Below are 26,474 nucleotides of genomic sequence, written 5' to 3'. Positions count from 1 at the left end.
AAATTCAGGTGCCTATATCGGCGGTGTCCACCTCTTCCCATTCCGAACAGAGAAGTTAAGCCCGCCAGAGCCGATGGTACTGCAGTAAAATGTGGGAGAGTAGGTCGGTGCCAAACCTTATCGTCTATAGGACGTTAAACTTAAGCCCCTTTACGAAAGTAGAGGGGCTTTTTTTGTGCCTATACCTTCCAATAACACCTCCCTACAGCCCCCTCACCCTAAACCCGATAGGCGGGAAAGCTTTTGCGAAGCGAAGGATCCGGGTGTACGGGCAAAACTTGGACAGATAGCGGGGCCGGACCACCGCCATTGGCAGGGGATGCTCGTTTACTGAAACTTCTTCTTAGCAACGTCTACCATATTAGTAAGATGTTATTCTATGCGAACATGCAATAGCATAAAACATTCCATCATCAATACTATTTTACTTATCATTACATCTATTAAAGGTTTAGTTGGATAATGAACAGAGCACTTATATTATTGTCTTTTTTATTTTGTTTATCCGTCAGCTATGTTAAAGCTCAGGTGAAATGGGCGGTGGATAGGTCATTGGCGTGGAGTGATTTTAATGGAAAGGTACCCGCGAATACACCGTTTATGGCTTTTACGCACGTGGATGTTGGCTATAGTTATGATCCGGAATTTGTCGACGGTAATTATAAGCTTAGATTTAAAGTAGAGAACAACTTTTTAAAGAAAACATCTTGGGTGCAAAAAGACAAACAGACCGAGAACTTGCTTGGACACGAGCAGTTGCATTTTGATATCAACGAGTATTTTACGCGTAAACTTTATTGGGAACTCACGAATAAGAGCTATACGGCTAACTATCAGCAGGAGGTGAGAGATATATTTGCTTCGATCACCAAGCGCCTGACCGCTCAACAATTGCAATACGATCTTGATACTAAACATTCCATCGATCGGGAGAAACAGGCCGATTGGGAAGCAGTAGTTAAACAACAATTGACAGAAACACCGACGTATCCATGAAGATAAAATTGTTAATTGCAATTCTGATGGCTTTATTACCTTCGGTAACATTCAGCCAGGATGTTCGCGCTATATGCCGTCAGATAGATGGTTTGAATGATCGAATTTTATCCGGTGAGATAAAGAAACAGGATGCTAAAATCCAGCTGTTAGGTTTGATTGTTCAGCTGAAAACGGTTGTGCCCGTAGCCGGTAATGCATCTTGGACTTTTCCGCTACAAGGATATAGGTTGAGTGCTGTCGGTGGTAGTCGAGGTAATGGTTACTATGATAAAGGCTACAATTTTTTTGATGGCAATAAGCATACTGCGCATCCGGCCCATGATATCTTTATCAATGACAGGGATCAAAACGATATTGACGATAAAACAAAACAGCCTGTTAACGTTTTAGCCCTGGCTGATGGCGTGGTGCTGGCTTGCAAGAACGAATGGGAAAATGGCAGCGATCTGCGTGGTGGCAAATTTATCTGGATATATCATCCTAAGTTAGAAATGATCAGCTATTATGCGCATAACAGGGAGGTGCTGGTTCAACCAGGTGATATGGTAACAAGCGGGCAAAAAATAGCAGAGGTAGGCAGGACCGGTTTGAATGCTTTTAAAAAGCGCTCGCCTACGCATTTGCATTTTGGCACGTATCGCTTGGTCGATGGTGTACCCGTTCCGTTTAATGGTTACCAGCAATTTGTTAAAACGAGGTATTTATGAAGTGTGCATTAGTGCTTTTGTTTTTTGTAGCGAGTTCATTTGTTAAGCCAGCCGATAGGGTTAAGGACCGCGTAATTATTCCAGATGGTTATCACTTAGCCAGTCCTGATAGTTTTGGGCAGTGGTTAGGTGATTTGCCTCTAAAACCTGTCGGAACACCTACGCGTAATTACCGGGGTGAAATAGCCCGGACTGATGCATACACCGCAGGGGTGATAGATATGAGTTTAGGTAAGCGCGACCTGCAACAATGTGCCGATGCGGTTATGCGTTTACGGGCCGAATATCTTTATCAGCAAAAAAAGTACAATACTATTGCTTTTAACTTCACCAGCGGCTTTAAATGCGATTATCTGCATTATGCTAATGGTTACAGGTACGCAAATGGTAAATGGGTTTTAAAGTCGGGTAAAGACCATTCGTATAAAACTTTTCTTAATTATATGGATCTGGTGTTCTCTTATGCCGGTACATTGTCGTTAGAGAAAGAATTGGTAAAAGTAAACACAGCGGCCGAACTCAAGGCCGGCGACGTTTTTATAAAAGGGGGCTCACCGGGGCATTGTTTTATGGTGATGGCTATAGCAGAAAATTCCACACATGAGAAAAAGTTTCTACTGGCCCAGAGTTTTATGCCCGCTCAGGATATTCAATTATTAAAGAACGCTAACGGAAATGCTTGGTTCGATCTGTCATCGCCTGCTAATATTCCTTATGGAGAGCTGGTAAACCTCAAATTTTTGAAACGATTTAATTAAAATTGTAGGCTGGCATAGCTATTGCACAATAGTTAATGAAAACTAAAGTAATATGATATTGGCAATAGAAGGTATTTGGGGAACGATTGCAAGCATTATCGTTGTAGCCGGTGTTTTAGGAAGCATTATCTTCATCAATTACGCGGCCGGCAAAAAGGATATCATCAAGAATACGTTAAAACGCCATAACTATAGGCGTGATACATTATAAAAAAGGGGAGAAGCTGAACGCTTACTCCCCTTTTCTATTTACGTTTCTCCACCCGATCGTAAAATCCGCCAAAGGAGTTTAATTTCACCGCATCTTCTTTAAAGAAATCTCCGGGGAATCCTAAAGGGATATTACTGGCCTCATCCAGTTGCTGCATTTGTGCATCAGTCAGTGCAATATCAACTGTTTTTAGATTTTCTTTAAGCTGATCTATCTTTGTAGCCCCGACGATAGGGATGCACGAAAACCCTTTCTGTCGCATCCATTGTAGCGCTACGTTTCCTGCTGTTACGCCCAGTTCGTCGGCAATGGACATTACAGTACGGGTTATCTTTTCGGCATTTTCATTACGGCGGTTACTTTCTGCTTTCACTCTGCCTTGTTCGCCACGCAGGTATTTTCCTGTCAGCGCGCCTCCGCCAAGAGGCGCCCATGGCGTTACTGTCATGCCGTAGTGTTTAGCCATTGGGATCAGTTCGCGTTCAGGGGTGCGCTGGATCAGGCTGTATTCTACTTGTAAGGCAATAAACTGGCTCCAGCCCATTAGTTCGGCTAAGGTGTTACCCTTGGACACTACCCAGGCGGGGGTATCGCTGATGGCAGCGTAGTTTACTTTGCCATGGCGAATCAGGTCGTCCAAACCGCGTAACACTTCGTCGATAGGTGTGATGTCATCCCAAATGTGCAGATAGAGTACATCAATAAAATCGGTCTTTAAGCGCTTTAGACTTTCCTCTACACTGCGCATCATATTTTTACGGTTATTGCCTGAAGCGTTGGGGTTGGTCTGATTATCCTTTAAGGTGTACTTGGTGGCCAATACAAAAAAGTCTCGGTCTTGCTGACTGATGAAGTCGCCGATCAGTCTTTCGCTGGTACCTTTTTGATAAACGTTGGCTGTGTCAAAGAAATTCCCGCCCGCGTTGGCAAACTCTTCCATAATAGCAAAGCTGGTATCCTTGTCGGCTCCCCAACCATTATCGGTGCCGAAGCCCATAGTGCCTAAACATAATTCGGATACTTTAAGGCCTGAGCGGCCAAGCAATTTGTATTTCATATATCGGTATGATGTTTTGTAGATGAACAGCAAACTATGCGCTGCGTTTGCCTGCTTGGCAATTTAGCATTTACCCATGGCCCAAACAATATTATCTATCAAATGTACTTTTAAGCATGAAGATCATCACCGCATCAACTAATTGGAATACCGACAGATTGTATCAAACTTTGCAGGATAAATTGGATCCGCTTTTTAAGGGGGCCCGACAAATAGATGCCGAAGTAAAGGTTAACAAAGTTGCCGATTCGATAGAAGTGGGTATCCCCGAATTTTATGATGGATACTTATTTAAGCTGACCGCCGAAGGACGGGAACTACATGTAGCTAAATCCGAACACTATGTGGACGACATTAACCAACTGACTTTGCAAAGCATCCTGGAAACGCTGCAAATGGAAGATTGGGATGGAGCGGATATCGTTAAGATAAGCGGAGAGTAGGAGAGAGTCAAGAATATAGGGTCAAGAAACAAGACATGGAAGGCACTGTGACAGGGACAGGGGGGATTCAAGCCGGTGAAGACGGATAAAACAAAAGAGCCAAAATGCGTTTTACATCTTGGCTCTTGATTCTTTACTCTTGATTCTTTCTCAACCCGCTATCCAGCTAAATTTATATTCCAGTTCAGGATTTTTCATACGGTCGGCAACGCGTAGTAAACGGTTGGGTAGGGCAGTGATATAATCACGAGCTTTTTCGCCTGCTTCGTTAAGGTCGGTCATTGATTCTACCTTCCATTCTTCGATCAGGTCTTTTAAAATATCTACGTAATCAACCGCGGTGTAAACGCCTAAACGTTGTGCAGCATCGGTAAAGTGACCAAACGTTTGACCGATCTTTAAGCCAACCTCGCGCAGGAAGTGGGCCGGCATCACGATCTTTTTGCGCATCATATCTTCAAAGGCTATCATAGCTTCGCTTGGGTCAACTTCAAACGCTTTGCCAATGAAAGCCATGTAAGCTTTTGCGTGACGGGCTTCATCCGACGCGATAACACCACACATTTTTGATAGCAAAGTATCGCCACTCTTTTTAGCCAAGCTGGCTACACGGCGGTGAGATACGTTGGTAGCTAACTCCTGAAAGCTGGTGTAAATAAAGTTTCGGTATGGATCTGTACCTGTACCGATATCAAAACCATCAGCAATAAGGTACTGGGTGGATGTTTCCATAGCACGCATATTTACGCGGCCACTCAGGTATAAGTATTTATTCAGCAGGTCGCCGTGGCGATTCTCTTCGGCTGTCCAGGCGCGTGTCCATCGCATCCAGCCACCATCTTCGGCCATATTAACTCCTTCAACCATGGTCAGCCAGGATTCATAGGTAGGCAAAGCTTCTTCGGTAATGGTGTCGCCGATCAGTACCGCTACTAGGTCATAAGACAAACCTTTGGCTGTCTCTTGAAGTTCTTTGATCTCCTGAAGAAAAGTAGGGCGGGTAGAGTCGGGCAGAAAATCTGCCGGCTGCCAATTAGTATCTATCGGCTTAAGGTAATCGTTCATTTTCTCGAGCATAAAGCCTTCGATATGCTTCATCACCTCACGCCTTTTTTCTTCAAAAAATTTCATCAGTATGTGTTTGGGGCAAATATAATCAATTTTAACAGAAATCGACCCTTGCCGCTGCTATCTATTAACGAAAATAAACCCAAAAAGTGATTCGAAAAATGATAATTATCACATCGTCTTTAAACAAAAAAGTCCGGCCAATTGGCCGGACTCGATATGGTATGAAGTACAGGCTGTTAACCTTGTGCTTCTTCTTCTTTTTTGTTCTCGCCAGATGAACGGATGTTAACTTTGATCTCATCAGCCTCTTTATCGTAGTCAACTTCCATGGTGTCGCCATCGGTCAGTTCGCCTTTCAGTATCTCTTCAGCAATTGGCTCTTCCAGGTATTTTTGGATAGCACGTTTTAACGGACGAGCGCCGAATTGCGAATCAAAGCCTTTCTCGGCAACAAAATCCTTGGCGGCATCGGTCAATTCAATTTGATAACCCAAGCCACTGATGCGGCTAAATAAGGCTGCCAATTCGATATCGATGATCTTAAAGATCTCATCTTTACCTAACGAGTTGAATACAATAACGTCGTCTACACGGTTCAGGAATTCCGGAGCGAAAGCGCGTTTCAAAGCATTCTCGATAACACCGCGTGAATGGTTGTCCGACTGTTTGCTCATAGCAGAGGTACCAAAACCTACACCCTGACCGAAGTCTTTTAACTGACGCGCACCGATGTTCGATGTCATGATGATGATAGCATTCCTGAAATCAACCTTACGGCCTAACGAGTCAGTCAGTTGACCTTCGTCCAATACCTGTAACAGGATGTTGAACACATCAGGGTGGGCTTTCTCGATCTCATCTAATAACACTACCGCGTATGGTTTACGACGAACTTTCTCGGTCAATTGACCGCCTTCTTCGTAGCCTACATAGCCCGGAGGCGCACCTACTAAGCGTGACACAGCGAATTTCTCCATGTATTCGCTCATGTCTATTTGAATCAGCGCGTCTTCGGTATCGAACATAAAGCGTGCTAACTCTTTAGCTAACTCTGTTTTACCAACACCGGTAGGACCTAAAAATATGAACGAACCGATAGGTTTTTTAGGATCTTTAAGTCCAGCACGGGTACGTTGGATAGCTTTAACCAATTTCTTGATCGCATCATCCTGGCCAATGATCTTACCTTTCATTTTGTCGCCCATGTGCAACAGCTTTTGGCTGTCGGCCTGGCCAACTTTTTGTACCGGGATACCGGTCATCATTGACACAACTTCGGCTACGTTATCTTCTGATACGGTGTATCGTTTAGATTTCGTTTCGGCCTCCCAAGCGCCTTTAGCTTGATCAAGTTCTTCAAGCAAGTGCTTCTCGGTATCGCGCAGTTTAGCAGCTTCTTCGTATTTCTGGCTGCGAACAACTTTGTTCTTCTCTATCTTGATCTGCTCTATCTTTTGCTCAATATCCAGTATCTGTTGCGGTACATGGATATTGGTCAGGTGCACGCGTGAACCGGCTTCGTCAAGCGCGTCGATCGCCTTATCAGGTAAAAACCTGTCGGTGATGTAACGGGTGGTCAGCGAAACGCAAGCCTGGATAGCTTCGTCAGTATAAGTTACACCGTGATGCTCTTCATATTTGTCTTTAATACGGGTCAGTATCTCTACGGTCTCATCTGGAGTAGCCGGCTCAACCATTACCTTTTGGAAACGACGATCCAAAGCACCATCTTTCTCGATGAACTGGCGATACTCATCTAAAGTAGTAGCGCCGATGCATTGTATCTCGCCCCTGGCCAAAGCCGGTTTGAACATGTTAGACGCATCCAATGAGCCCGAAGCGCCACCTGCACCAACAATGGTGTGGATCTCGTCGATGAACAGGATAACATCCGGAGATTTCTCCAACTCGTTCATCACTGCTTTCATCCGCTCCTCAAACTGGCCACGGTATTTAGTGCCGGCAACCAATGATGCAAGATCTAAAGTAACTACACGTTTGTTGAACAACACACGCGACACCTTACGCTGAACGATGCGCAGTGCAAGGCCTTCAGCAATGGCTGATTTACCAACACCCGGCTCACCGATCAAAATAGGATTATTCTTTTTACGACGTGACAAGATCTGCGATACACGCTCGATCTCTTTTTCACGACCAACGATCGGGTCAAGTTTGCCGTCTTCGGCAGCCTTGGTCAGGTCGCGACCGAAGTTATCCAACACAGGGGTTTTAGATTTAATGTCCGACACCTTTTTTGGCTGGCTGAATGATTCTTCTTCTTTAAAATCATCATCGCCGCCTGTTGATGAACCCGGCATCTCGTCGGTCACGTTGTTTTTGTGCGAGTCTACTTCGTGTTTAAATATATCATAGTTCACGTTAAACTGTAACAATAATTGCGATGCGATGTTGTCCTCATCCCTTAGGATTGATAGCAACAGATGTTCTGTGCCGATAACGTCGCTCTTGAAAATTTTTGCCTCCAGGTAAGTGATCTTTAATACTTTCTCGGCTTGCTTGGTCAGCGGGATACTGCCAATGTGTACGTTGGTACCCGTAGTGCCTTTAACGGCATCTTCTACCGAGCGGCGAAGCTTGGCTGTATCAACATTTAAACCCTTTAATAATTTAATGGCCACACCGTCGCCATCTCTGATAAGTCCAAGTAGTAAATGTTCGGTACCAATGTAGTCATGCCCAAGGCGCAGCGCCTCTTCTCTGCTATATGATATAACGTCTTTTACCCGTGGCGAAAATTTAGCTTCCATATAATACCTTTCAATTATGATGAACGTCGTAACACCAAAATTAGTTTACTGTGACGACGGCCTTACGGGGATATAATTATCAACAATGTTGCCAACGCTGAGCTTACTGCCAAAAGCAGACAATTATATGATGTAAACCCGTATCACAAATGCTAAATAAAGCTTTTTGAAGCTTGTTTTAGCATCTTTTTATATAAAGTTATAAATTTAATATCAACACTGGTTTAATGGTTTGATAATAATGACTTTAAATGTTTTAAACGGATCGGCTGCCCACTGTCGCAAGTGTTATAACAGGCAATTAGTCATAATTGCTGACAATTAGGCATAGATCATTATTTTTGCCGCCTCTTGAAACACTGACAATGGAGAATACAATTATCCCCGCATCATCTGAGCATTATTTGCAGATGCAGAACCTGTGGGAAGCATTAGTGCGCGCCACCCACCATTTTTTGACCGCGGAAGATATTTCTGGCATTAGGGCGCAGTTGCCCGGCATATTCGCGCAACTAATGTCTTATGTGATCATTAGCGACGGAGCACTTGCCGGAATATTAGGTTTGACCGATGATCAGATCGCTATGCTGTTTGTTCATCCTGATGCATTCGGTAAAGGGATAGGCAAACAACTGATCAGTTATGCAACGATCGAACACGGTTTACGTAAAGTAGAGGTGAACGAACAAAACCCTCAGGCTATAGGTTTCTATCCGCACCTGGGTTTTAAGATCACTGGCCGACGGGAAATAGATGAATAGGGCAGGCCATTCCCGATATTAGAGATGGAATTACCTTCAAAATAGATGATATTCAACTACCACGAAAAAATATTTTTACAAAGTATTGTATGTTTAAATTCTTCGCCTTATTATTGCAGTGTACTAGCGAGGTAGTACACCTTGGATCGATTATATGATCAACCTAAACCATATAAATTTTAGGTACAGCTCTAAAGAGAGCGTACTTGAAGACCTGACGCTAAGTCTCGCCCCGGGCCATATTTATGGATTACTGGGGCGAAACGGCGTGGGAAAGACAAGCTTAATGTACATCTTAAGCGGTTTAAGGTTCCCTAACGATGGCCAATGCTCCGTAATTGGTTTTACCCCCCAACAACGTAAAGTTGATTTTTTACAACAAGTTTATTTTTTGCCTGACGAAATATATTTTCCGCCCGGAGCTATAGATAAATATTTGGCGCTTTATACACCATTTTACCCGGGCTTTAATAGTGTGATGTTTTACGACTTGCTGGCCGAATTTGACATCCGGGCAGATGTGCATCCGGCTAAACTGAGTTTGGGTCAACGTAAGCAAATAGCCATTTGCTTTGCTTTAGCATTAAGGGCTAAAGTATTATTGCTGGATGAACCTACCAACGCCTTAGATATACCCGCCAAAAAGATCTTCAGGAAGATCATAGCGGGGGGCCTTCAGGAAGATCAGATCATTATGATCAGCACCCATCAGGTTAAAGACCTGGAAAGTTTGATAGACCATGTATTGATCCTGGACGGACAAAAAATGATCATAGACAGATCTATTGACGAACTGACCAATCGCATCGCCTTTAAGTATGCTGCCGATCTGGAAGATATCCCTAACGTGATCTACAGCGAACGTGCTTTACGGGGCTACGCAACACTCTCGGCTAATTTGAAGGGCGAATACACCAAGTTTGATATGGAGTTGTTCTTTAACGCTGTATTGGATCAAAAACAAAAAGTATTATCGGTTTTAGAAGTAAAATGATGGAACTATCTGTTAACCGCACATATCTGTTAATTAAAAAACAGCTCACCGAAAATTTGATCCGTTACGGCCTTAGCGGTGTAGTGATGTGCATGCTGATCAGTGCTTACATCATTATACGTGCAAAGAACGAAACGACCACATTATCCGAGGGGGTTATCTATTCTGTTTTTAATATCGCCCCCTTAATATTCGGCGGCTTTTTTGCCATATCGTTGTTCTCGGCTTTTCACAACAAACAAAAAGGAACATGGTTGATGTTACCAGCTTCGGCACTGGAGCGCTTGCTGGCAATATTTATATTGATCATTGTCTTTTTTCCTGTCGTTCATTTATTGCTTTTCGCGGTGACGATCAAGGTAATGTCTCACCTTCATCCCCTGGTCAGTTTTGACGTATTTACCCAAAACCTACGGGAGAACACGCTTGGCTCTCACATTTATTTCTATTACTACGTTTTATGCCAAACGGGAGTTGCAGCATGCGCCATTTGTGTAAGAAGGTATAGCTATTTGGTAATACCAATAGTGATGACCGTGCTTTTTGAAGTGAGTCATAGTGGGTATTATGCCATTTTAAAAGCTGTTTTTAACGTACCTGCCGGCCCAACCGATGTACACCAGGTAGACGTCTACGACCGCCCCGAAAAATGGGAGGCGGGTTCGTATGTTAAAGTGCGTTTTACCGATGTGACGCAAGAAGGCGATGGAAAAAAGACCCGGTTTAAGATAACCGACAAAATAGCAGGAGATGTAAGAGGTACCATGTACGGCTTTGCTTATATCGATCAGGCATCATCAGAAAGTGCCGAGACACCGGTGGTCAGGTATTTTTCGGGTCTGTACACAGGACACCCTCAAATAGCACATATAAGGATGTTCAGCTATTTATTTTATGCTGGATTGGTACTCACTTGGATAGGGGTGTGGTTAAGAATAAAGGAAACTCAATTATAATTAATGGAGTTTAACGACACGCAAGCGATCTATCTGCAGATAGCTGACCACGTATGTGATCAGATACTGGCGCTTGTGTGGAAAGATGACGAAAAGATCCCATCTGTAAGAGAACTTGCCGTTATGTTAGAGGTTAACCCCAATACCGTTATGCGATCGTACGAACAATTACAATCTCAACAGATCATTTATACAAAAAAAGGTATGGGGTATTTTGTTACGCCTAATGCTTCGCATGTTATTTTTGATGAACGGCGCCAGGCATTTATTAGTAATGAGCTGCCGGCATTACTGAAAAAAATGAAGGCACTGAATATCGATATTGCCGAATTAGAACAACTTAGTAAGCAAATACATTAGTTAAAGATCTGTATTTTTGTGGGTATGCTTAACATGCGGGCGAGTACTAAACTGTTTATTTTTATTGTATTGGCAACTTTTGGTTCGATGTTGGCTTACGCTCTATTGACCAAGAATGAGTTTAATAAGGGTAACTTTTTGTTCTCCCACACCAAAAGATCCGAACTGGAAATGTACTCGGTAGGCCGGTTGTCTAACTTCAGTCACGTACAAGTTAACGGGACGATGGAAAAGCACGACGGCTCGGGGATGTTAGATACCAAATACTGGCGCCCAAGGGTAATGATAGTTGAGGATACCGCCATTCAAGCTACCTCGGCAGAGGTGCCCCGCCGTATTGGTAGTGGTGTGCATTTAAAGGTAGATAACGATACTCTGAAGGTTAGTTTTGATACAAAAGACACCTTGGATAGTTACAACTACATGTCTACCACGTTCAGATTCGCGTTGATCAAGATCAAAACACCCCGGTTGCTGTCTGTTAATTGTTTAAATACCCATGTTTATCTTTATGGGGTTTATCGCAATAAAATAGATCTTACAATGTCACACGGCATATCCAGTTTAAATGATGTACGCTGTGCAAGCGTGAATATCATATCCAACGACTATTCAAAGGTCAAAATAGACTTTGCCAGCCGTATTGGTCGACTGCATTATAAATTATGTAACACCGATGTTTTTGTCGGTAAAGGCACGGTCGGCAATTTCAACAACACGGGTATGGATAACTTAAGTTCGGTAAATATAGTCGACACCATGGGCACGGTTACTCAGGTTAAATAGACAGCTAACTAAAATATCGTACTTTACCCTCTCGCATTAGCAAACTATTATATTTGCGCTTCGTAAAGGAGGGAAATCCCTCATACCTGATTCAGAAACTTAAAAATATACTAACGTGGCCGACGAAAAGATCATATTTTCAATGGCGGGGGTCAACAAGATCTATCCGCCCCAAAAGCAAGTTTTAAAAAATATCTACCTGTCGTTCTTTTACGGCGCTAAGATCGGTGTGATCGGTCTTAACGGTTCGGGTAAATCATCGGTACTAAAGATCATTGCCGGTCTCGACAAGAACTACCAAGGCGAGGTGGTATTCTCAGCAGGTTACACCGTAGGTTATTTGGCCCAGGAGCCTGAATTGGACCCGAATAAGACCGTGCGCGAAGTGGTAGAAGAAGGCGTGTCCGAGATAACCGCCATCCTGAAAGAGTACGAAAATATTAACGAGCAATTTGGCCTGGAAGAGGTTTACAGCGATGCCGATAAAATGGACAAGCTGATGGCCCGCCAAGGCGAATTGCAGGATAAGATAGATGCCGTTAACGCCTGGGAACTTGACACCAAGTTAGAGCGCGCTATGGATGCCTTGCGCTGCCCTGAACCTGATACCAAAATTTCGGTACTATCTGGTGGTGAACGCCGCCGTGTAGCCTTGTGCCGTTTGTTATTGCAGCAGCCTGATGTATTATTGTTAGACGAGCCAACCAACCACTTGGATGCGGAGTCTATTGATTGGTTAGAGCAACACTTGAAACAATATGAGGGTACGGTGATCGCTGTAACGCACGATAGGTACTTCCTGGATAACGTAGCCGGTTGGATCTTGGAGCTTGACCGTGGCGAAGGCATCCCATGGAAAGGTAATTACTCATCATGGTTGGATCAAAAAGCCAAACGCTTAGCGCAGGAAGAGAAGACCGAAAGCAAACGCCAAAAAACTTTAGAGCGCGAGTTAGAGTGGAGCCGTATGGCCCCTAAAGCCCGCCACGCTAAAGGTAAAGCCCGTTTGGCCAACTACGAAAAATTGGCCAGCGAGGAAGGAAAAGAGCGCGAAGAAAAACTGGAGCTCTTCATCCCACCAGGACCGCGTTTGGGTAATGTAGTTATAGAAGTTAATGGCGTCACCAAAGCTTATGGGGATAAGGTGTTATTCGAGAACTTAAGCTTCTCTTTGCCGCCGGCAGGTATCGTTGGTATCATCGGCCCGAACGGTGCAGGTAAATCAACTTTGTTCCGGTTGATCACCGGTCAGGAACAGCCGGATTCTGGTACATTCAGGGTGGGAGAGACAGTAGCTTTAGGTTACGTTGACCAAATGCACGATGACCTTGATGCCGAAAAGTCGGTTTGGGAAAATATTACAGATGGTAACGAGACCATTATGTTAGGCAACCGCCCGTTAAACTCGCGTGCTTATGTATCACGCTTTAACTTTAATGGTGCCGATCAGCAAAAGAAGATAGGTGTACTGTCAGGCGGAGAGCGTAACCGCGTACACCTGGCTATCACGCTAAAAAAGGGTTCGAACGTGCTGTTACTGGATGAGCCTACCAACGATATTGACGTGAACACCTTACGCGCCTTAGAAGAAGCTTTAGAGAACTTTGCAGGTTGCGCCGTGATCATTAGTCACGACCGTTGGTTCCTGGATCGTATTTGTACGCATATCCTTGCTTTCGAGGGCGAATCGCAAGTTTATTTCTTTGAAGGTAACTACAGTGATTACGAAGAGAACCGTAAGAAACGTTTAGGCGATGTTGCTCCGAAGAGGATCAGATATAAGAAGTTAGGATAGGTTTTAAGGAATGCGAAAGGCGGACTGCCAATTGCGAAATGTTACACAAACGAAAGCGCCCCGAAATTTTTCGGGGCGCTTTCGTTTGTAAAGCTGGAAGCCTTTTACCTTTCAGCTTAATTTAGCTTCAAACTACCAGATCTTCACTCTATCCTTCTCCTCGCGATATAATTTATCACCCGGCTTTACGCCGAATGCTTTATAAAACTCGGGCATGTTAGATAATGGGCCATTCACACGGTACATTTCTGGCGAGTGTGGGTCCGAACTTAAACGTACCTTCATTGTCTCGTCGCGGGTTTTTATGCGCCATACTTGGGCATACGCCAAGAAGAAACGTTGATCGGGGGTTAAGCCGTCTATCTTGGTATCACTTTTACCTTGTGCTGTATTTTTAAAGGCATTGTAGGCTATTGTAAGTCCGCCAATATCAGCGATGTTCTCGCCTTGGGTTAAAGCGCCGTTCACGTTCAAACCTTTAAATACCTCAAACTTATTATATTGGTCTACCACAACTTGCGTTTTGGCTTTAAATTTGGTTTCGTCGGTTTTGCTCCACCAGTTCTTCAGGTTGCCATCTTTATCGTACTGCGCACCCTGATCATCAAAACCGTGAGTCATCTCGTGACCTATCACCGCACCGATAGCGCCGTAATTGATCGCGTCATCAGCATCCTTATCAAAGAAAGGGAATTGCAGGATACCGGCCGGGAAAACGATCTCGTTGAACGACGGATTGTAGTAAGCGTTCACGGTCGGTGGTGTCATACCCCATTCGGTCTTATCCACTTTTTGGTCAACTTTTTTTATCTGTTCGGCATAATTGTGCTTGCTGATGGATTGCATGTTATCATAGTAAGCCGTGCGGGTGATGTTCACATCGTCATACTTTTTCCAGGTGTCCGGATAACCGATCTTTTTAACGAACGACGCTAACTTAGCTTTAGCTTTGTCCTTGGTCTCGTTGCTCATCCAATCCAGCTTTTCAATGCGCTCTTTGTAAACACCTTGCAGATTGTTGACCAGATCCAGCATACGGGTTTTGGCCTCGGGTGTAAAGTATTTAGCTACATATAGCTGACCTAACAATTCGCCAATGCCACCGTCAACTTCGTATGAGATGCTTTTCCAGCGTTCTTTTTGCACTTTCTGTCCGTTCAACGTTTTGCCAAAGAAATCAAAACGCGCATCGCGGAACGCTTTGCTCAGGTACGATGCCGAGCCGTTAACGGTCTTAAATTGCAAGTATTTTTTCCAGGTATCTATCGGTTGAGACTTTAACAGACCATTCAGCGCAACATAATAGCCGGGCTGACCAACCAATACGGTATCCGTCTTAACATCCATTTTGTCCAACACATTCTTCAGGTCAATATCAGGGATCCGTTTTTGCAGATCGGCCACTAAAAACTTGTTGTAGTTTTTTTGCGGGTCGCGTAATTCCACCGGCGTTTTGTGCGACTTGGCTATCTCGGTCTCTAATTTAACCACCTCGGCAGCTTTTTTTGCTGCGGTAGCAGCATCATCGCCGATCAGCGTGAAAACCTGGGCAACATATTTTTCATACTTCGCTTTTATCTCGGCGTGCTGTTTCTCTAAATAGTAATCGCGGTTAGGCAAGCTGATACCGGTTTGGCCAAATTGCGCCATGTTCTTGGTGCTGTTCTTATCATCAGGACCTACATAAAAGCCGAACAGGTAGCCATCGCCATCTTTATAACTTGCGGCGGCAAAGTTTACCAGGGCTTTATAGTCCTGCAAAGCAGCAATTTTAGCCAGCAATGGTTTGATAGGGGTGTAGCCTAACTTCTCTATCGCAACGGTATCCATACCGCTGGCATATAGGTCGCCTACTTTTTGATCAAGGCTGCCTTCGTCGTGTTTACCTGCCGATGTTTCTTCCAATATCTTATGCAGATTTTTGGTGTTATCATCAAACAAGGTGTAGAAGGATCCCCATCCGGTCTCGCTCGCCGGTATCTCGGTCTTTTTTAACCAGGCACCGCTGGCATAATTATAAAAATCGTTGCCGGGAGATATCGTAGTATCCATTGCTGACTTATCAAAAAATACGGTGCGCTTAGGTACGTCGCTCGCGGCGTCGGGTTTGGTGCCGCATCCGGTCGCTATCACAGCGGGAATGGCCAACCATAGGTAATTACTGTATTTCATATTCGTTTTGTTTTAACTAAAGGTGAGCATTATGCTACAAATTAAAAAATGTAGTTGCACTTGTCTGTATTTTAAATGTGGGCTAAGCTGTTAATTATCAGTAAAATGTTAACAAATAAATTATCTGCGCTTAATGCAAGTGAGGTTAATTATCGCTTATTTTTATAAACCTGTAACACAGGTTCTTATAATGTCACTTAACCCGATCTTTATATGGCCTGGAAAAAATTTAGCGGCGAGATACTCCGTTCGCCAATTATGGAGGAAGTTGAACGTGCGATAGAACGCGAAACGGCCCTCGGTCACAAACTTAAAGTATGTATCGGTACCGATTCGCAAGTTAAAGGTTCCGTTACCGATTTCGCCACCGTTATCGTCTTCATCCGCGAGCAGCGTGGCGGCTTTATGTACATCCATCAGGAGCGTACCATGCAAAAAATGAGCATCAAAGAACGTATGCTTACCGAAGTGCAAAAGTCGATCGATATCTCTTACAAACTTTGCGACCTGTTAGACCTGTACGACGTAGATCTTGAAGTACACGCCGACATCAACACCAATCCCATGTTCAAAAGTAACAAAGCCCTGCACGAGGCCATGGGCTATATCCTAAGCATGGGTTTCGTCTTTAAAGCCAAGCCCGAAGCTTTTGCAAGCTCCTGCTGTGCGGATAGGATGGTGCATTGAACAGTAAACAGTTAGCAGTTAAGTGATGATCAGTTAGTCGTTTCGTTTTGCGACGTTATGCCACAACATGCGATCTTATTCAAGTAAGTGAAGGTCGTAGATACTTGCTTTTGCCGATCCATTCCGCTAACTTGCATCAAACCGTCACATCTATATGAAAAAATATCTTTTGATAGTCGCGTTAGCGATCAGTTCTTTGGTTGCCACCGCTCAGACCGAACCACGAGCAAGCACCTTAACAAAGATCGGCGATAGCGCGCCCGACTTTACTTTTAACATTGATAAAGATAAGACCGCGTCTTTAAAAGACTACCGAAGCAAGATCGTGCTGCTTAACTTTTGGGCTACCTGGTGCCCTCCATGCCGCGAGGAGTTCCCTCATGTGCAAAAGCAGATATGGGAAAAGTTTAAGAATAACCCTAAGTTCGCCTTGTTTGCATTTGCCCGCGAGGAAGGTTGGGATAAGGTGCTACCGTTTAAGGAAAGCAATAAGTACACCTTCGCCATGTTGCCAGACGAAGGTCGCAAGATATTTAAACTCTTCGCCACGCAGGATATCCCACGGAATATCGTGTTAGACGAGAACGGCAAGATCCTTTATCAATCTGTTGGTTATAGCGACAAAGAATTTGCCGAACTGGTTACACTTCTCGAGTCAAAACTAAGCGCCAAATAACATTTACTTTTTTAGCTTTGCTTTCGGATGCCGCCCAAAACCGCATCCGTTGATCGTATGTCACCTATTATAGAAATTACCGACGCTGCCATTAACGCGGCCGATACCATTATTATAGATGCCCGTGGCGGTGCCGACGCGCATCAGCGTTACCTTGCCGGCCACTTGCCCAACGCGATATTTGCCAGCCTGGATGATGATCTTGCCGCTCACCCCGATGATCCTGCTTTTGGCGGCCGTCACCCACTGCCTGCGCCTGAAGTTTTTGCTCAGACACTCACGCGCTGGGGAGTAACGCCCGATAGCCACGTGGTGATCTATGATGATAAAAATGCCGCCATGGGTGCTGCCCGTTTATGGTGGATGTTCCGCGCTATTGGTCACCAAAAAGTGCAGGTGATCAACGGTGGTTTAAAAGCCGCCATTGATGCAGGGGCGACCTTAAGTACAGACGATGTTCAACCAACGCCGGCTGATGTTCCGTACCCAAATCCATCGGGTTATTCGGGGACTGTCGATATCGATACCGTCGCAGCCGCCGCCCAAAGCGATGAACAGATGGTTATAGATGTTCGGGAAAATGCCCGTTACCTCGGCCATACCGAACCTTTGGATCTGATAGCCGGACATATCCCCGGTGCGGATAATCTGTTTTATGGTAACAACCTAAATGCTTACGGCAAGTATAAGTCGCCGAATGAATTGGCCGCTATTTACAAAGAGACGTTTGGCGACGTGCCAGCCGATAAGGTGATCGTACATTGCGGATCGGGCGTTACAGCCTGCCATACTTTGCTGGGGATGGCTTACGCCGGTATCAACGAACCAAAGCTATATGTCGGCTCATGGAGCGAATGGTCGCGCCGTGGTTTGCCGATAGCAGGTGAGAATAAGTAGTTTAATTTTTGTATTGTAAACATTTCTCATTGCCATAGGTTGATGCTTGCATGAAAACGTACCTGTTTACTTACGAGCAAAATATGCCCATCCCGCTTGCGCAAGCGTGGGACTTTTTCTCATCGCCTTTAAATTTGGCGAAGATCACCCCGGTCGAGATGGGCTTTACCGTCACCTCGCCGTTCAATGAGCAGACCAAAATGTACGAGGGCATGATCATTACTTATAAGATCACCCCGCTGTTCGGTATCAAAATGGATTGGATGACTGAGATCACTCACGTGAAGGATGGTCAGTATTTTGTAGATGAACAACGTTTTGGACCCTATGCTTTATGGCATCATCAACATCATTTTAAAGAGATACCCGGTGGTGTTCACATGACAGACATCCTGAACTACGCCATCCCATACGGACCGATCGGCACTTTAGCTAACGCTATCCTTGTTAAAAAACAGGTGGAAAAGATATTTGAGCACCGACGTAAAGCGATAATCGAGATGTTTGGAGAATACGGAGTTTAGTTCATGGTTCATGGTTCATGGTTCATGGTTCATGGTTCATGGTTCATGATTCATGGTTCATGATTCATGGTGTTGTTCGTAACGGCATCTGTATTTTGCAAATACCATGAACCATCTTTATGGAACCATGAACTCCGGATATCACAGCCTGAATATCGTTTGTACAGATCCGCCGTAACCTATACCGGTGTTGTAACCCGCCAGTGTATAGAAGCCTACAAAAAAGACCGAAAAACGACGGGTGAAGCTGTGCCCATAGTTTGCAGATCCCTTCACAAAACCAAAATCGCGGTTGATAGCTAAGTTGGCATTGAATGCCTTATTAGCACTTTGCGATACCTGTCCGCCCACCTCAAAGCCAATTTGGTTACGTTTATCCAGCGGTATGCCTAAAGACGCACTGTAAAGGAATACGTTCGGGCCCTGCGCCGAGAAATAACGACGATAACCGCCTTCTAAATTGTAATAGGTATGCTTTAAAAAACCGTTATCGATACCTCCGGCATACATTAGTTTCACTTCACTCCCGTAAGAACCATAACCCAGCGCGACCGCAGCATTGGTCGTGTCATACAACGGCACAATGCCCGACACACCCACCGTAAGGAAGCTTTTGTAATTAAAATTGGCCAAGTTGTAGTTGATACCCACCTGCATATCCCCAACGCCCTGATTAGATGCTTTGATCACATTGCCTGATGCATCTACGAACGCACTGTTTTGACTTGGCGCTATCACGTTCAAAATAAGATCCATACGCCTGCTGAGGCCATAGCCGTAATAAATGCCGGCCGAGTAGGAGGTAAAGCCAGCCCCCGGCGCTGCCACCACTTTACGGCCCGAACGGTCCCAGGTGTTGTCGGACTTATAGTAGTTGAATGATGGTATCAGTACGCTGCGGTATTTGCCTATAGGCCAACCTGCAAACGCGGGTTTTACTGCGGCAAAGCACATGAAGATCAGTAATAGCAAGTATGGTTTTCTCATCAGTATCTCTTTTGAGCGACGTATTTATCTTTGTTTACGGTATCCTTAGCTGTTCTCGCAGCCAGTTGTTCTGGAACATAAAGTAGTGGAAATCTACCTCGTGGGTAGCGTTCGGTACGGTCACAAATTCCTTATTCTTGGTGCCTAAATGATTGTACATGGCCAGGCTGCATCGCGGCGGGCAATACAGATCTAGCAGACCGATACCCAGCAATACCGGGCATTTTACCAGCGGCGCAAAGTTTTGCGGGTCGTAATAATCAAATACCTTATACAGGTCTTCCCAAGTATAACCCGGGTGACTTTTGCGGTATCGGTTGAACATCTTGAAAGGGAAAACCTCCTCGGTGTAGGTAGACGATACTAAGTTTACATCCCTAATGTCCGAATAAAGTGGTACTTGTACCGTCAGCGCGCGGACACGTTTATCTAAAGCCGCCACTACGATGCCTAACGCACCACCCTGGCTACCGCCTTCTACGTAAACACGATTGGTATCAACACCCATCTCGGTAGCGGCAAACAAGAAATCCATGCCACGGATGCAATCCATGTAAGCCCCTCGATAAATGTAACTATCCCTATCTTCGATAAACATGGTGGAGTAAATGTCCGTACTCAGTTTAATGTTATCGCTACTATTACCCGTGCCACGCACGTTAATGTCGAAGGCAATAAAGTCATCCGCATCCATATTGGGGTGTAGTTCAACACCATAGCCCGGCACCCTATAGTGTACCGCGAATTTTTTGCCGTAGGTAGGGATCACCATCCAGCCACGGATCAAAAAGTTGTCGTAAGATCGCATCTCCACCAAATAAACCTTCTTGTCCTTGGTCGACTTGTCCGGTCGGTGTGTCACTTTATATTGCGGTGCTACCGTCCTTAGTTTAGCTAAGGTACCTGCCCAAAACTGATCAAAATCAGCCGGGCGGTGCAATTCGCTCCTTATCTTTTCCGGACTGACACCAAATACCCTGCGGATGGTATCATCATACTCGGTGGCGTTAACGCGCACATTCAGTCTGTAAAAACCGGCAGCTTGTTTAGGAATAGTGATGTCAAAGTCCTTACTCTCCTTAAACTTCATCTTGAGTGGGAAAGTCCCGGTCAGTACGGGTTTGTTATCGTCGGTCAGCAGGTCGTAACTCATCGATCCTTCCTGTGCTGTCTTGATGGTGTTCCTTAGTTTTACTTTGTAGGTTACCGTGTTGTCGTCTTTATAAATAGCATCGCGTCGGCTTGGATCAACCTCAATATGGATCAGTTCGGCCTGTTCCTCTTCTTTTTTGGCAGCCTCTTCTTCCTTTTTTGCTTCCTCGCGCAGCCGTTTTGCTTCAGCTTTTTCTTTCTTTACTTCCTGTGGTGTTTTAGGGAGAGTTATTTGCGCCACAGCATTTCTACTGTTAACAAAAAACGCCAACAGCACCAAGCAGCACATTAGCGCTTTTGGTTTCTGAAACGTTATCGATAAATACTTATTAAACATCTTTATCAAATTAGCCCGGCCGATGTAACAGCCGGTTTCACCTTATTTACAATATTTCTGCACCGCATCAACAGCCTCGGCCGATCCCAACTGAGCAGCCTGTGCAAGATCGGTACATGCCGCCGGCTTGTTATTCATGCTGATCTTTAGTAAACCCCGGTATAAGTAGGCAGGCGCATATTTAGCATTTAGCTCTATGGCTTTAGCGTATAGCTGCAAAGCGTTGTTAGGCTCTTTGGTGTCTTTAGCCCGTGCTTGCATGGTGTAAACCAATGGGTCTTTTGGTGTACGTTTTATAGCCTCGGCAAAGTCGGCAGTCATGCGGGTTGCAAATTGCGGCAAAAAGCTTTCGGCATATGCACGGTAAGAGATCACTTTAGTGTTCTTTGGGTTCACCATCGATGCGGTGTTGTAATCCAGCACGGCTGCCAAATACTCTTTACGGTCGGCCAAGATCTGTCCGCGCAACATGTACGAGTCATCATCCAACTCATTTATTTTTAGCGCTTTCTTCAGGTCCTTCATTGCCGCTTCCGGGTCTTTCAACGCCACATACGTCCTCGCCCGCTCGTAATAAGCCTTGCCCGAAAGCGTGTCAACGATCATGGCTTTAGCAAAGTCGGCCATAGCACCGGCAAAACGGTTTATGTTACGATAAGCCACACCGCGGTTAACATAATGGTCTGCCTTTTTAGGCGCCTTGCTGATCAGCACATCGTAAACAGGTACAGCCTCATTATATAATTCGGCCTTTAGCATTTCCTCACCAATGCGGTAATACATATTGGTATCGGCAGGCATCAGGGCCATCACTTTTTTCAGATCGGCCAAACCGCCGGGTTTGTTATCATTTTGGAAACGGGCCGTAGCGCGTTTAAAAAAGGTCTCAGGATTGCCGGGATTCAGTTTGATAGCCTTTTCATAATCTGCCAAAGCTTCAGGGTATTTACCTTGCACCATTTCTATATCACCGCGAACAACAAAGGCGTAGTCATTATCGGGTGTCAGTGCTATTGCTTTGTTCACGTCTGTCATCGCCTCCGCTGATGTATCGCTCAAAGCGATCTCGGCACGTGCTCGGGAGATGTAAGCATAACCATTCTTCGGATCGATAGAAATCGCTGAATCCGCATCCGCCTTTGCGCCTTCGTTATCCTTTGTACCTAATTTAAGGTCGGCTCGGGTTTGGTAGCCATCCACATATTTCGGGTTCAATTTCAAGGCTGAATCCAGGTCGGCCAAAGCGCCTTCAGGGTCTTTTAAATGGTTTTTAACTAACCCGCTGAATAAGAAAACCTCCGGGTTTTTAGGCGCATGTTTTTTAGCATCCTCCACAAACGCCAGCGAACTTTTTAGGTCCGATGCATGTCCCAGCGCGTCTGCCAGATATTTGTAAGCGTTCGGGATGTTCGGGTTCAGCGCTATCGCTTTTTTATAGTCGGCAATGGCATCGTCATAACGTTTTGCACGTACTTCGGCATTAGCGGCGTAAAAAGCGGCCTCGTAGTTTTTAGGATCCAGGGCTATTGCTTTTTTATGATCGGCTATCGCTCCCAAATAGTCGCCCATGTTGCCTTTGGCATTGGCACGGTAAAAGATCAGATCGGCATTGTTAGGGGCCATTTTAACGGCCGTGTCGTAATCTTCGATAGCGCCTTTGTTATCATCCAGATTAACTTTAGCTACGCCACGATATTGGTACAATTCGGGTTTATTGGGCGCGAGTTTAATGGCTTCGGTAAAATCGGCTACCGCTCCTTTGTAGTCCTCGAGACCCGACTTTGCGTTGGCTCGATACTGATAAACGTCGTAAGTTGCATCACCCATGGTGATCCGTTGAGTGAGATCGTAAACGGCTTTATCGTATTCTTTCAACGCATTGTAAGCGTTACCCCGATAAAACCAGCTCTGCGCAAAATACGGGTTGATCGATATCGACTTGGTGTAATCGGCTACAGCCTTTTCGTTAAGTTTAAGGTTGGTGTACGAGTTTGCCCTATAAAAATAGGGCATAGCATCGTTAGGTGTTAGCTCGATAGCCTTGGTAAAGTCGGCTATGGCACCAGCGTTATCGCCTCGTTTGGCTTTATCGTTGCCGCTATCCACCAACGTTTTGGCTGATTGCGCCATCAGGCAAAATGGGAATAGTAAAAAAAAGATCAGTAACCTCATTTATCAATTAAAACGCCTGCTTTCTAAGAACCGCGACTTGCGGATGTAGTGGTTCAGCGGCTCTTCTATAAACTTAAATAATATTATCGAAATTATGTTGAGGATGATAAATCCATACAATAAATTCAACAAACCGAATTGGAACGGCGAAGGCCAGTCGACACCCCATTTATCATACAAATTAAACGCCTTTTCGTTCAGCTGATCAAACCAGTTGTGGAAAAAAATGTAGATATAACCTAAGTGGATGAGGTAGAAAATATAGGATGCTTTACCTAACAGTTCCACAAAAGGCAGAGCCAGGGCGCTTTTCATCGAGGTGTCCTCAGTAAGTAAGCCGTAAAAGAATAACGCTATCGCCGCCGCAATAAAATAATTATTCAGTATGATACCCACCGGGTGCTGCAGACCTGCCACTGCGCCATCCGGAATTGGCAACCTTGACATCACCGCCACCAACGCGAAAATGCTAACGAAGCCAATGTAGGTATATCTGATGTTGTTGGTCCGCCCGAAACCTTTGTTGAGCAGTTGCAGGGCCAGGAACATCCCTACAAAAAACTCGAAGCAGCGGCCAAAAAAGGTGTACAGCATCATGAAAGTAAAATTGCCGAATAACCCATACCAGTTCACATTCCTGAATATCAGTACCAGCAGCACCCCAAATGCTGTAATGATCACCGGCTGAACATAAAGCCGTTTAAACTTAGCGGCCAGATAGAAAATGAATGGTGCCGAAAAGTAAAAGCATTCTTCAACCGTCAAACTCCAACCTTGGGCTATGCCCGTATCCCAAAGTTGGCTGAAAAATCCCCGCACAAAAAATACGTTCATCAGATACAGCCCGAATGGACTGGGGAAGTTTTTGGTGATGACCGGGTCTTTTGTAAAATACCAGTAAACAAAAGCGGCTGTAGTTAGTAAAAAATACATGGGATAGATGCGCGCTACCCTGTTCTTTAGATACTTGCGGAACCAATTGCCGGTCAGCTGAAAATTATTGTAGTACCGATAAGTGATCAGAAAGCCTGATAACACAAAGAACACCGTAACCCCGATATGGAACTCGTGAAAAAAACGGGTTAGCCAGGCGGGGAAGATGTCCTCGCCAACGTAATCGTAATGGGATATAAAAACCAGATAGGCCGCCAGCGCACGCACACCTGTTAATGCCGGGAAATAATTGGGCTGAGCTGTCTGCAAAGGCTGTAGCTATATTAATTCAACAATTAATATCGTAAATGCTAATATACGAAAAATATAACGCTGTAACAAGCCCCAAAATGTATTTCGTGTGATCTTTACCACCATTTTTCACCGGCTTCTTCGCCGGCATTTGACTTGCTGGGGGCAGGGGCCTTGAGAGGCGAAGGAGCGGGACGTTCGGTCACTACAGATGTAATTTCCGCTTCATTGGTAGGCGCAGCTGATACCGGTCGTTTTTTTACCTCGGGTACCAAATTGGTTTCGTCGCTGGCTACGCCGGCATATACAGCGGCCGCAGCAACTGTTTGTTTTTTTCGGGTAACAGGAGGGATTTCGTCCTGAGCGACAGACCTGGCCGCAGACGGCTTGCTGATGCCATTTTTTTGTACCTGGCCCTTTGCCTGTTCATCGGCACGCCCGGTAATAGATACCGCATCGGGGGCGATCTTTAGCTTTTGGGGGATCTCGTCGGTAGGTAAATTATTCTTTAGTTTTTCGGTCAGTTCAACAATGGCGTAAATATCAGTGCCGATCTTTACTTTGCCGCTTACTTTAGCGCCGGCCTCGATATCGATATCGGGAGCGCTGATATTGCCCGTGATGATCGCTGTATTGCGTATCAGCAATTGCTCGGTAGCTACAATGTTCCCTTTTACAGCCCCGCTAATGATGCATACCTTACCTGTTACGTTGCCGGTAAGTTTTCCGTCAACTTCAATAAGGATCTGCCCGGCGCCGTAAAGGGTACCGTTAAGCGGCTCGTTCAGTAAGATCAGGTCCTGAGCAAAATACTCGGTACCGTTGCTTGCCAAACCGGCTATGTTCGAAACAATAAGGGGCTTTTCAGCCCCTCTTTTAAATAACTTGAGCATATCTCTACGTCAGATCTTATCCATTATCAATGCTGGTAACCACTGTAGTAGAGTTACCGATGTCGATACCTACAGAAGCCCTTGCATTGCCCGACAGGCGGTGCGAGTTTAGCGCGTAACCTTTACTGGCCAATGATGCCGGGTCACTAACTACCTCCATTTGCAAGATCTCGCCAAATTCGGCCGAGAAGCAGTCTACCAGATCTTGATAGTACATACCGCCACCGCACAGGTAAACTTTGTTGGTACGGGTAAGGTTCTTATCAGTGATCACGTTGCGCAGGGCAGGAGAGATAACCTCGCTGTAATAAGCTTTCAATGCGTTACGACGGATCTCGCGGACATCGACATTCTTTTTGTCGATGTAAAGCGATCCTTTTTGGAAAGCCTCATCCAATGTGTGCGCTGTGCGGAAACCCAGGTAGTGTTTGTTCGATAGCTCGTTGATCATGAAGTTGATCGCGTAGCGCAAACCGTGGGTACTGATCATACTTTGCTCTATCACACCGGCATCGGTACTTAAGATAGACTCGAACGTGCCGAAGCCACAGCTCAGGATAAAGAAATTACCGCTTGCTTTTTCTTCGCCTTTACGCAGGGCGATAGAACAGCCAACGATCTCGGGGATCACATCCACGTTCCCAACGTCCAGCATTTTGGTTTTTTTGCCTGCACTGCCAAAAGTTGATGAATCGTACTCTAACACATGCGTCTTTTTCAGATGCTCGATCGCGGCATCTTTGTAGATACGGTAGGTAGCATACGGAAAGCCGGTAGTAATGGTCACCGGTTGTTCCACACTATCCGCAACCAACAGCATGGCCGCTTTGGTCAGCAACTGATAATCCATATCGTTTGGCGACGAGTTGATCAGCTTGTGCGGTGCTTGCCCTTCGGTCAGTGCCAGGTTTCCACAAATGTACCATTGGTTGTTGTGAAATACCTTTAAGCCGTTCAGCAGGTCGGCTGCTGTGTTGTTAAGATTGGTGTTATTGTTTTCTATTAAGCTCGAAAAAGATCGGGATAGAAGCATATATTTATAAGATATTGTTTAAGTTTTTTATAGTTACGATTTTGTGTAAGTAGTTTGTTACAAAATAACTTTCTGTACGACGGTTGCGTA

25 protein-coding genes and 1 rRNA gene are annotated in these 26,474 nt (G+C 45.0%); 16 read left to right on the top strand and 10 right to left on the bottom strand.

The window, feature by feature from the left end:
* Window positions 1-4: 4 nt before the first annotated feature.
* The 5 genes from rrf to IRJ16_RS03790 all read left to right on the top strand — a co-directional run bounded on the left by rrf (window position 5) and on the right by IRJ16_RS03790 (window position 2,675).
* A 5S ribosomal RNA gene (gene rrf, locus IRJ16_RS03810) occupies window positions 5-116 on the top strand.
* Window positions 117-462: 346 nt separating this feature from the next.
* A complete protein-coding gene (locus IRJ16_RS03805; protein ID WP_435404474.1) occupies window positions 463-996 on the top strand; it encodes a DUF922 domain-containing protein in 534 nt (177 codons plus the stop codon).
* 26 nt (window positions 997-1,022) lie between these two features.
* On the top strand, window positions 1,023-1,706 hold the full coding sequence (locus IRJ16_RS03800) for a M23 family metallopeptidase (RefSeq protein ID WP_194110181.1): 684 nt from the start codon (window positions 1,023-1,025) through the stop codon (window positions 1,704-1,706).
* On the top strand, window positions 1,703-2,464 hold the full coding sequence (locus IRJ16_RS03795) for a DUF4846 domain-containing protein (protein ID WP_194110180.1): 762 nt from the start codon (window positions 1,703-1,705) through the stop codon (window positions 2,462-2,464). Before IRJ16_RS03800 ends, IRJ16_RS03795 begins: the two co-directional genes overlap by 4 nt.
* A gap of 52 nt (window positions 2,465-2,516) precedes the next feature.
* On the top strand, window positions 2,517-2,675 hold the full coding sequence (locus IRJ16_RS03790) for a hypothetical protein (protein ID WP_194110179.1): 159 nt from the start codon (window positions 2,517-2,519) through the stop codon (window positions 2,673-2,675).
* 34 nt (window positions 2,676-2,709) lie between these two features.
* On the opposite strand, the gene IRJ16_RS03785 is transcribed toward IRJ16_RS03790, so the two are convergent.
* On the bottom strand, window positions 2,710-3,732 hold the full coding sequence (locus IRJ16_RS03785; RefSeq protein WP_194110178.1) for an aldo/keto reductase: 1,023 nt from the start codon (window positions 3,730-3,732) through the stop codon (window positions 2,710-2,712).
* A gap of 116 nt (window positions 3,733-3,848) precedes the next feature.
* Here IRJ16_RS03785 and IRJ16_RS03780 point away from each other — a divergent pair, with 116 nt between their 5' ends.
* Entirely contained in the window at window positions 3,849-4,175 is a 327-nt protein-coding gene (locus IRJ16_RS03780; RefSeq protein WP_194110177.1) for a hypothetical protein, read from the top strand.
* Between the two features lie 150 nt (window positions 4,176-4,325).
* Here the strand turns inward: IRJ16_RS03780 and IRJ16_RS03775 are convergent, their stop codons facing one another.
* Both IRJ16_RS03775 and IRJ16_RS03770 read right to left on the bottom strand, forming a co-directional pair.
* Window positions 4,326-5,306 (bottom strand): acyl-ACP desaturase, encoded by a 981-nt coding sequence (locus IRJ16_RS03775; protein ID WP_194110176.1) that lies wholly within the window; start codon window positions 5,304-5,306, stop codon window positions 4,326-4,328.
* Window positions 5,307-5,482: 176 nt separating this feature from the next.
* Window positions 5,483-8,017, bottom strand: a complete 2,535-nt coding sequence (locus IRJ16_RS03770) for an ATP-dependent Clp protease ATP-binding subunit (RefSeq protein WP_194110175.1) — start codon at window positions 8,015-8,017, stop codon at window positions 5,483-5,485.
* A gap of 365 nt (window positions 8,018-8,382) precedes the next feature.
* On the opposite strand from IRJ16_RS03770, the gene IRJ16_RS03765 reads away from it, so the two are divergent.
* From IRJ16_RS03765 to ettA, 6 genes are all read left to right on the top strand, one after another.
* Window positions 8,383-8,778, top strand: coding sequence for a GNAT family N-acetyltransferase (locus IRJ16_RS03765; RefSeq protein WP_194110174.1), 396 nt, complete (start codon window positions 8,383-8,385; stop codon window positions 8,776-8,778).
* Between the two features lie 154 nt (window positions 8,779-8,932).
* The gene (locus IRJ16_RS03760; protein WP_194110173.1) at window positions 8,933-9,772 is read left to right on the top strand and encodes an ABC transporter ATP-binding protein; all 840 of its coding nucleotides are present in this window, start codon (window positions 8,933-8,935) and stop codon (window positions 9,770-9,772) included.
* The gene (locus tag IRJ16_RS03755; RefSeq protein WP_194110172.1) at window positions 9,769-10,728 is read left to right on the top strand and encodes a hypothetical protein; all 960 of its coding nucleotides are present in this window, start codon (window positions 9,769-9,771) and stop codon (window positions 10,726-10,728) included. The genes IRJ16_RS03760 and IRJ16_RS03755 overlap by 4 nt, the downstream gene beginning before the upstream one ends.
* Window positions 10,729-10,731: 3 nt before the next feature.
* Window positions 10,732-11,088, top strand: coding sequence for a GntR family transcriptional regulator (locus IRJ16_RS03750; RefSeq protein ID WP_194110171.1), 357 nt, complete (start codon window positions 10,732-10,734; stop codon window positions 11,086-11,088).
* A 24-nt stretch (window positions 11,089-11,112) separates the two neighbouring features.
* The gene (locus IRJ16_RS03745) at window positions 11,113-11,874 is read left to right on the top strand and encodes a hypothetical protein (protein ID WP_194110170.1); all 762 of its coding nucleotides are present in this window, start codon (window positions 11,113-11,115) and stop codon (window positions 11,872-11,874) included.
* A 115-nt stretch (window positions 11,875-11,989) separates the two neighbouring features.
* Window positions 11,990-13,669 (top strand): energy-dependent translational throttle protein EttA, encoded by a 1,680-nt coding sequence (ettA, locus tag IRJ16_RS03740; RefSeq protein ID WP_194110169.1) that lies wholly within the window; start codon window positions 11,990-11,992, stop codon window positions 13,667-13,669.
* 132 nt (window positions 13,670-13,801) lie between these two features.
* Here ettA and IRJ16_RS03735 read toward each other — a convergent pair whose 3' ends face one another.
* Window positions 13,802-15,841: a M13 family metallopeptidase gene (locus IRJ16_RS03735; RefSeq protein WP_194110168.1), complete on the bottom strand. Its 2,040-nt coding sequence runs from the start codon at window positions 15,839-15,841 to the stop codon at window positions 13,802-13,804.
* 213 nt (window positions 15,842-16,054) lie between these two features.
* Here IRJ16_RS03735 and IRJ16_RS03730 point away from each other — a divergent pair, with 213 nt between their 5' ends.
* From IRJ16_RS03730 to IRJ16_RS03715, 4 genes are all read left to right on the top strand, one after another.
* A complete protein-coding gene (locus IRJ16_RS03730; RefSeq protein WP_194110167.1) occupies window positions 16,055-16,528 on the top strand; it encodes a ribonuclease H-like YkuK family protein in 474 nt (157 codons plus the stop codon).
* A 154-nt stretch (window positions 16,529-16,682) separates the two neighbouring features.
* Complete coding sequence (locus IRJ16_RS03725) at window positions 16,683-17,204, top strand: TlpA family protein disulfide reductase (RefSeq protein WP_194110166.1); 522 nt, start codon at window positions 16,683-16,685, stop codon at window positions 17,202-17,204.
* Between the two features lie 57 nt (window positions 17,205-17,261).
* A complete protein-coding gene (locus tag IRJ16_RS03720) occupies window positions 17,262-18,101 on the top strand; it encodes a sulfurtransferase (RefSeq protein ID WP_194110165.1) in 840 nt (279 codons plus the stop codon).
* A 50-nt stretch (window positions 18,102-18,151) separates the two neighbouring features.
* Window positions 18,152-18,625 (top strand): SRPBCC family protein, encoded by a 474-nt coding sequence (locus IRJ16_RS03715; RefSeq protein ID WP_194110164.1) that lies wholly within the window; start codon window positions 18,152-18,154, stop codon window positions 18,623-18,625.
* 141 nt (window positions 18,626-18,766) lie between these two features.
* Here IRJ16_RS03715 and IRJ16_RS03710 read toward each other — a convergent pair whose 3' ends face one another.
* From IRJ16_RS03710 to IRJ16_RS03685, 6 genes are all read right to left on the bottom strand, one after another.
* The gene (locus IRJ16_RS03710) at window positions 18,767-19,612 is read right to left on the bottom strand and encodes a hypothetical protein (RefSeq protein WP_194110163.1); all 846 of its coding nucleotides are present in this window, start codon (window positions 19,610-19,612) and stop codon (window positions 18,767-18,769) included.
* 34 nt (window positions 19,613-19,646) lie between these two features.
* Window positions 19,647-21,005 (bottom strand): acetylxylan esterase, encoded by a 1,359-nt coding sequence (locus IRJ16_RS03705; RefSeq protein WP_194110162.1) that lies wholly within the window; start codon window positions 21,003-21,005, stop codon window positions 19,647-19,649.
* Between the two features lie 138 nt (window positions 21,006-21,143).
* Window positions 21,144-23,273 (bottom strand): tetratricopeptide repeat protein, encoded by a 2,130-nt coding sequence (locus tag IRJ16_RS03700; protein ID WP_194110161.1) that lies wholly within the window; start codon window positions 23,271-23,273, stop codon window positions 21,144-21,146.
* 3 nt (window positions 23,274-23,276) lie between these two features.
* On the bottom strand, window positions 23,277-24,476 hold the full coding sequence (locus tag IRJ16_RS03695) for an acyltransferase family protein (protein ID WP_194110160.1): 1,200 nt from the start codon (window positions 24,474-24,476) through the stop codon (window positions 23,277-23,279).
* A gap of 98 nt (window positions 24,477-24,574) precedes the next feature.
* Window positions 24,575-25,351, bottom strand: coding sequence for a polymer-forming cytoskeletal protein (locus tag IRJ16_RS03690; protein ID WP_194110159.1), 777 nt, complete (start codon window positions 25,349-25,351; stop codon window positions 24,575-24,577).
* Window positions 25,352-25,367: 16 nt separating this feature from the next.
* Window positions 25,368-26,384 (bottom strand): ParM/StbA family protein, encoded by a 1,017-nt coding sequence (locus tag IRJ16_RS03685; protein ID WP_194110158.1) that lies wholly within the window; start codon window positions 26,382-26,384, stop codon window positions 25,368-25,370.
* Between the last annotated feature and the right edge of the window lie 90 nt (window positions 26,385-26,474).

Source organism: Mucilaginibacter myungsuensis (genome assembly GCF_015222005.1).
Taxonomy (GTDB): Bacteria; Bacteroidota; Bacteroidia; order Sphingobacteriales; family Sphingobacteriaceae; genus Mucilaginibacter; species Mucilaginibacter myungsuensis.
Note: the sequence above shows the minus strand (reverse complement) of the source record. Positions and strands in the feature narration are given on the sequence as shown.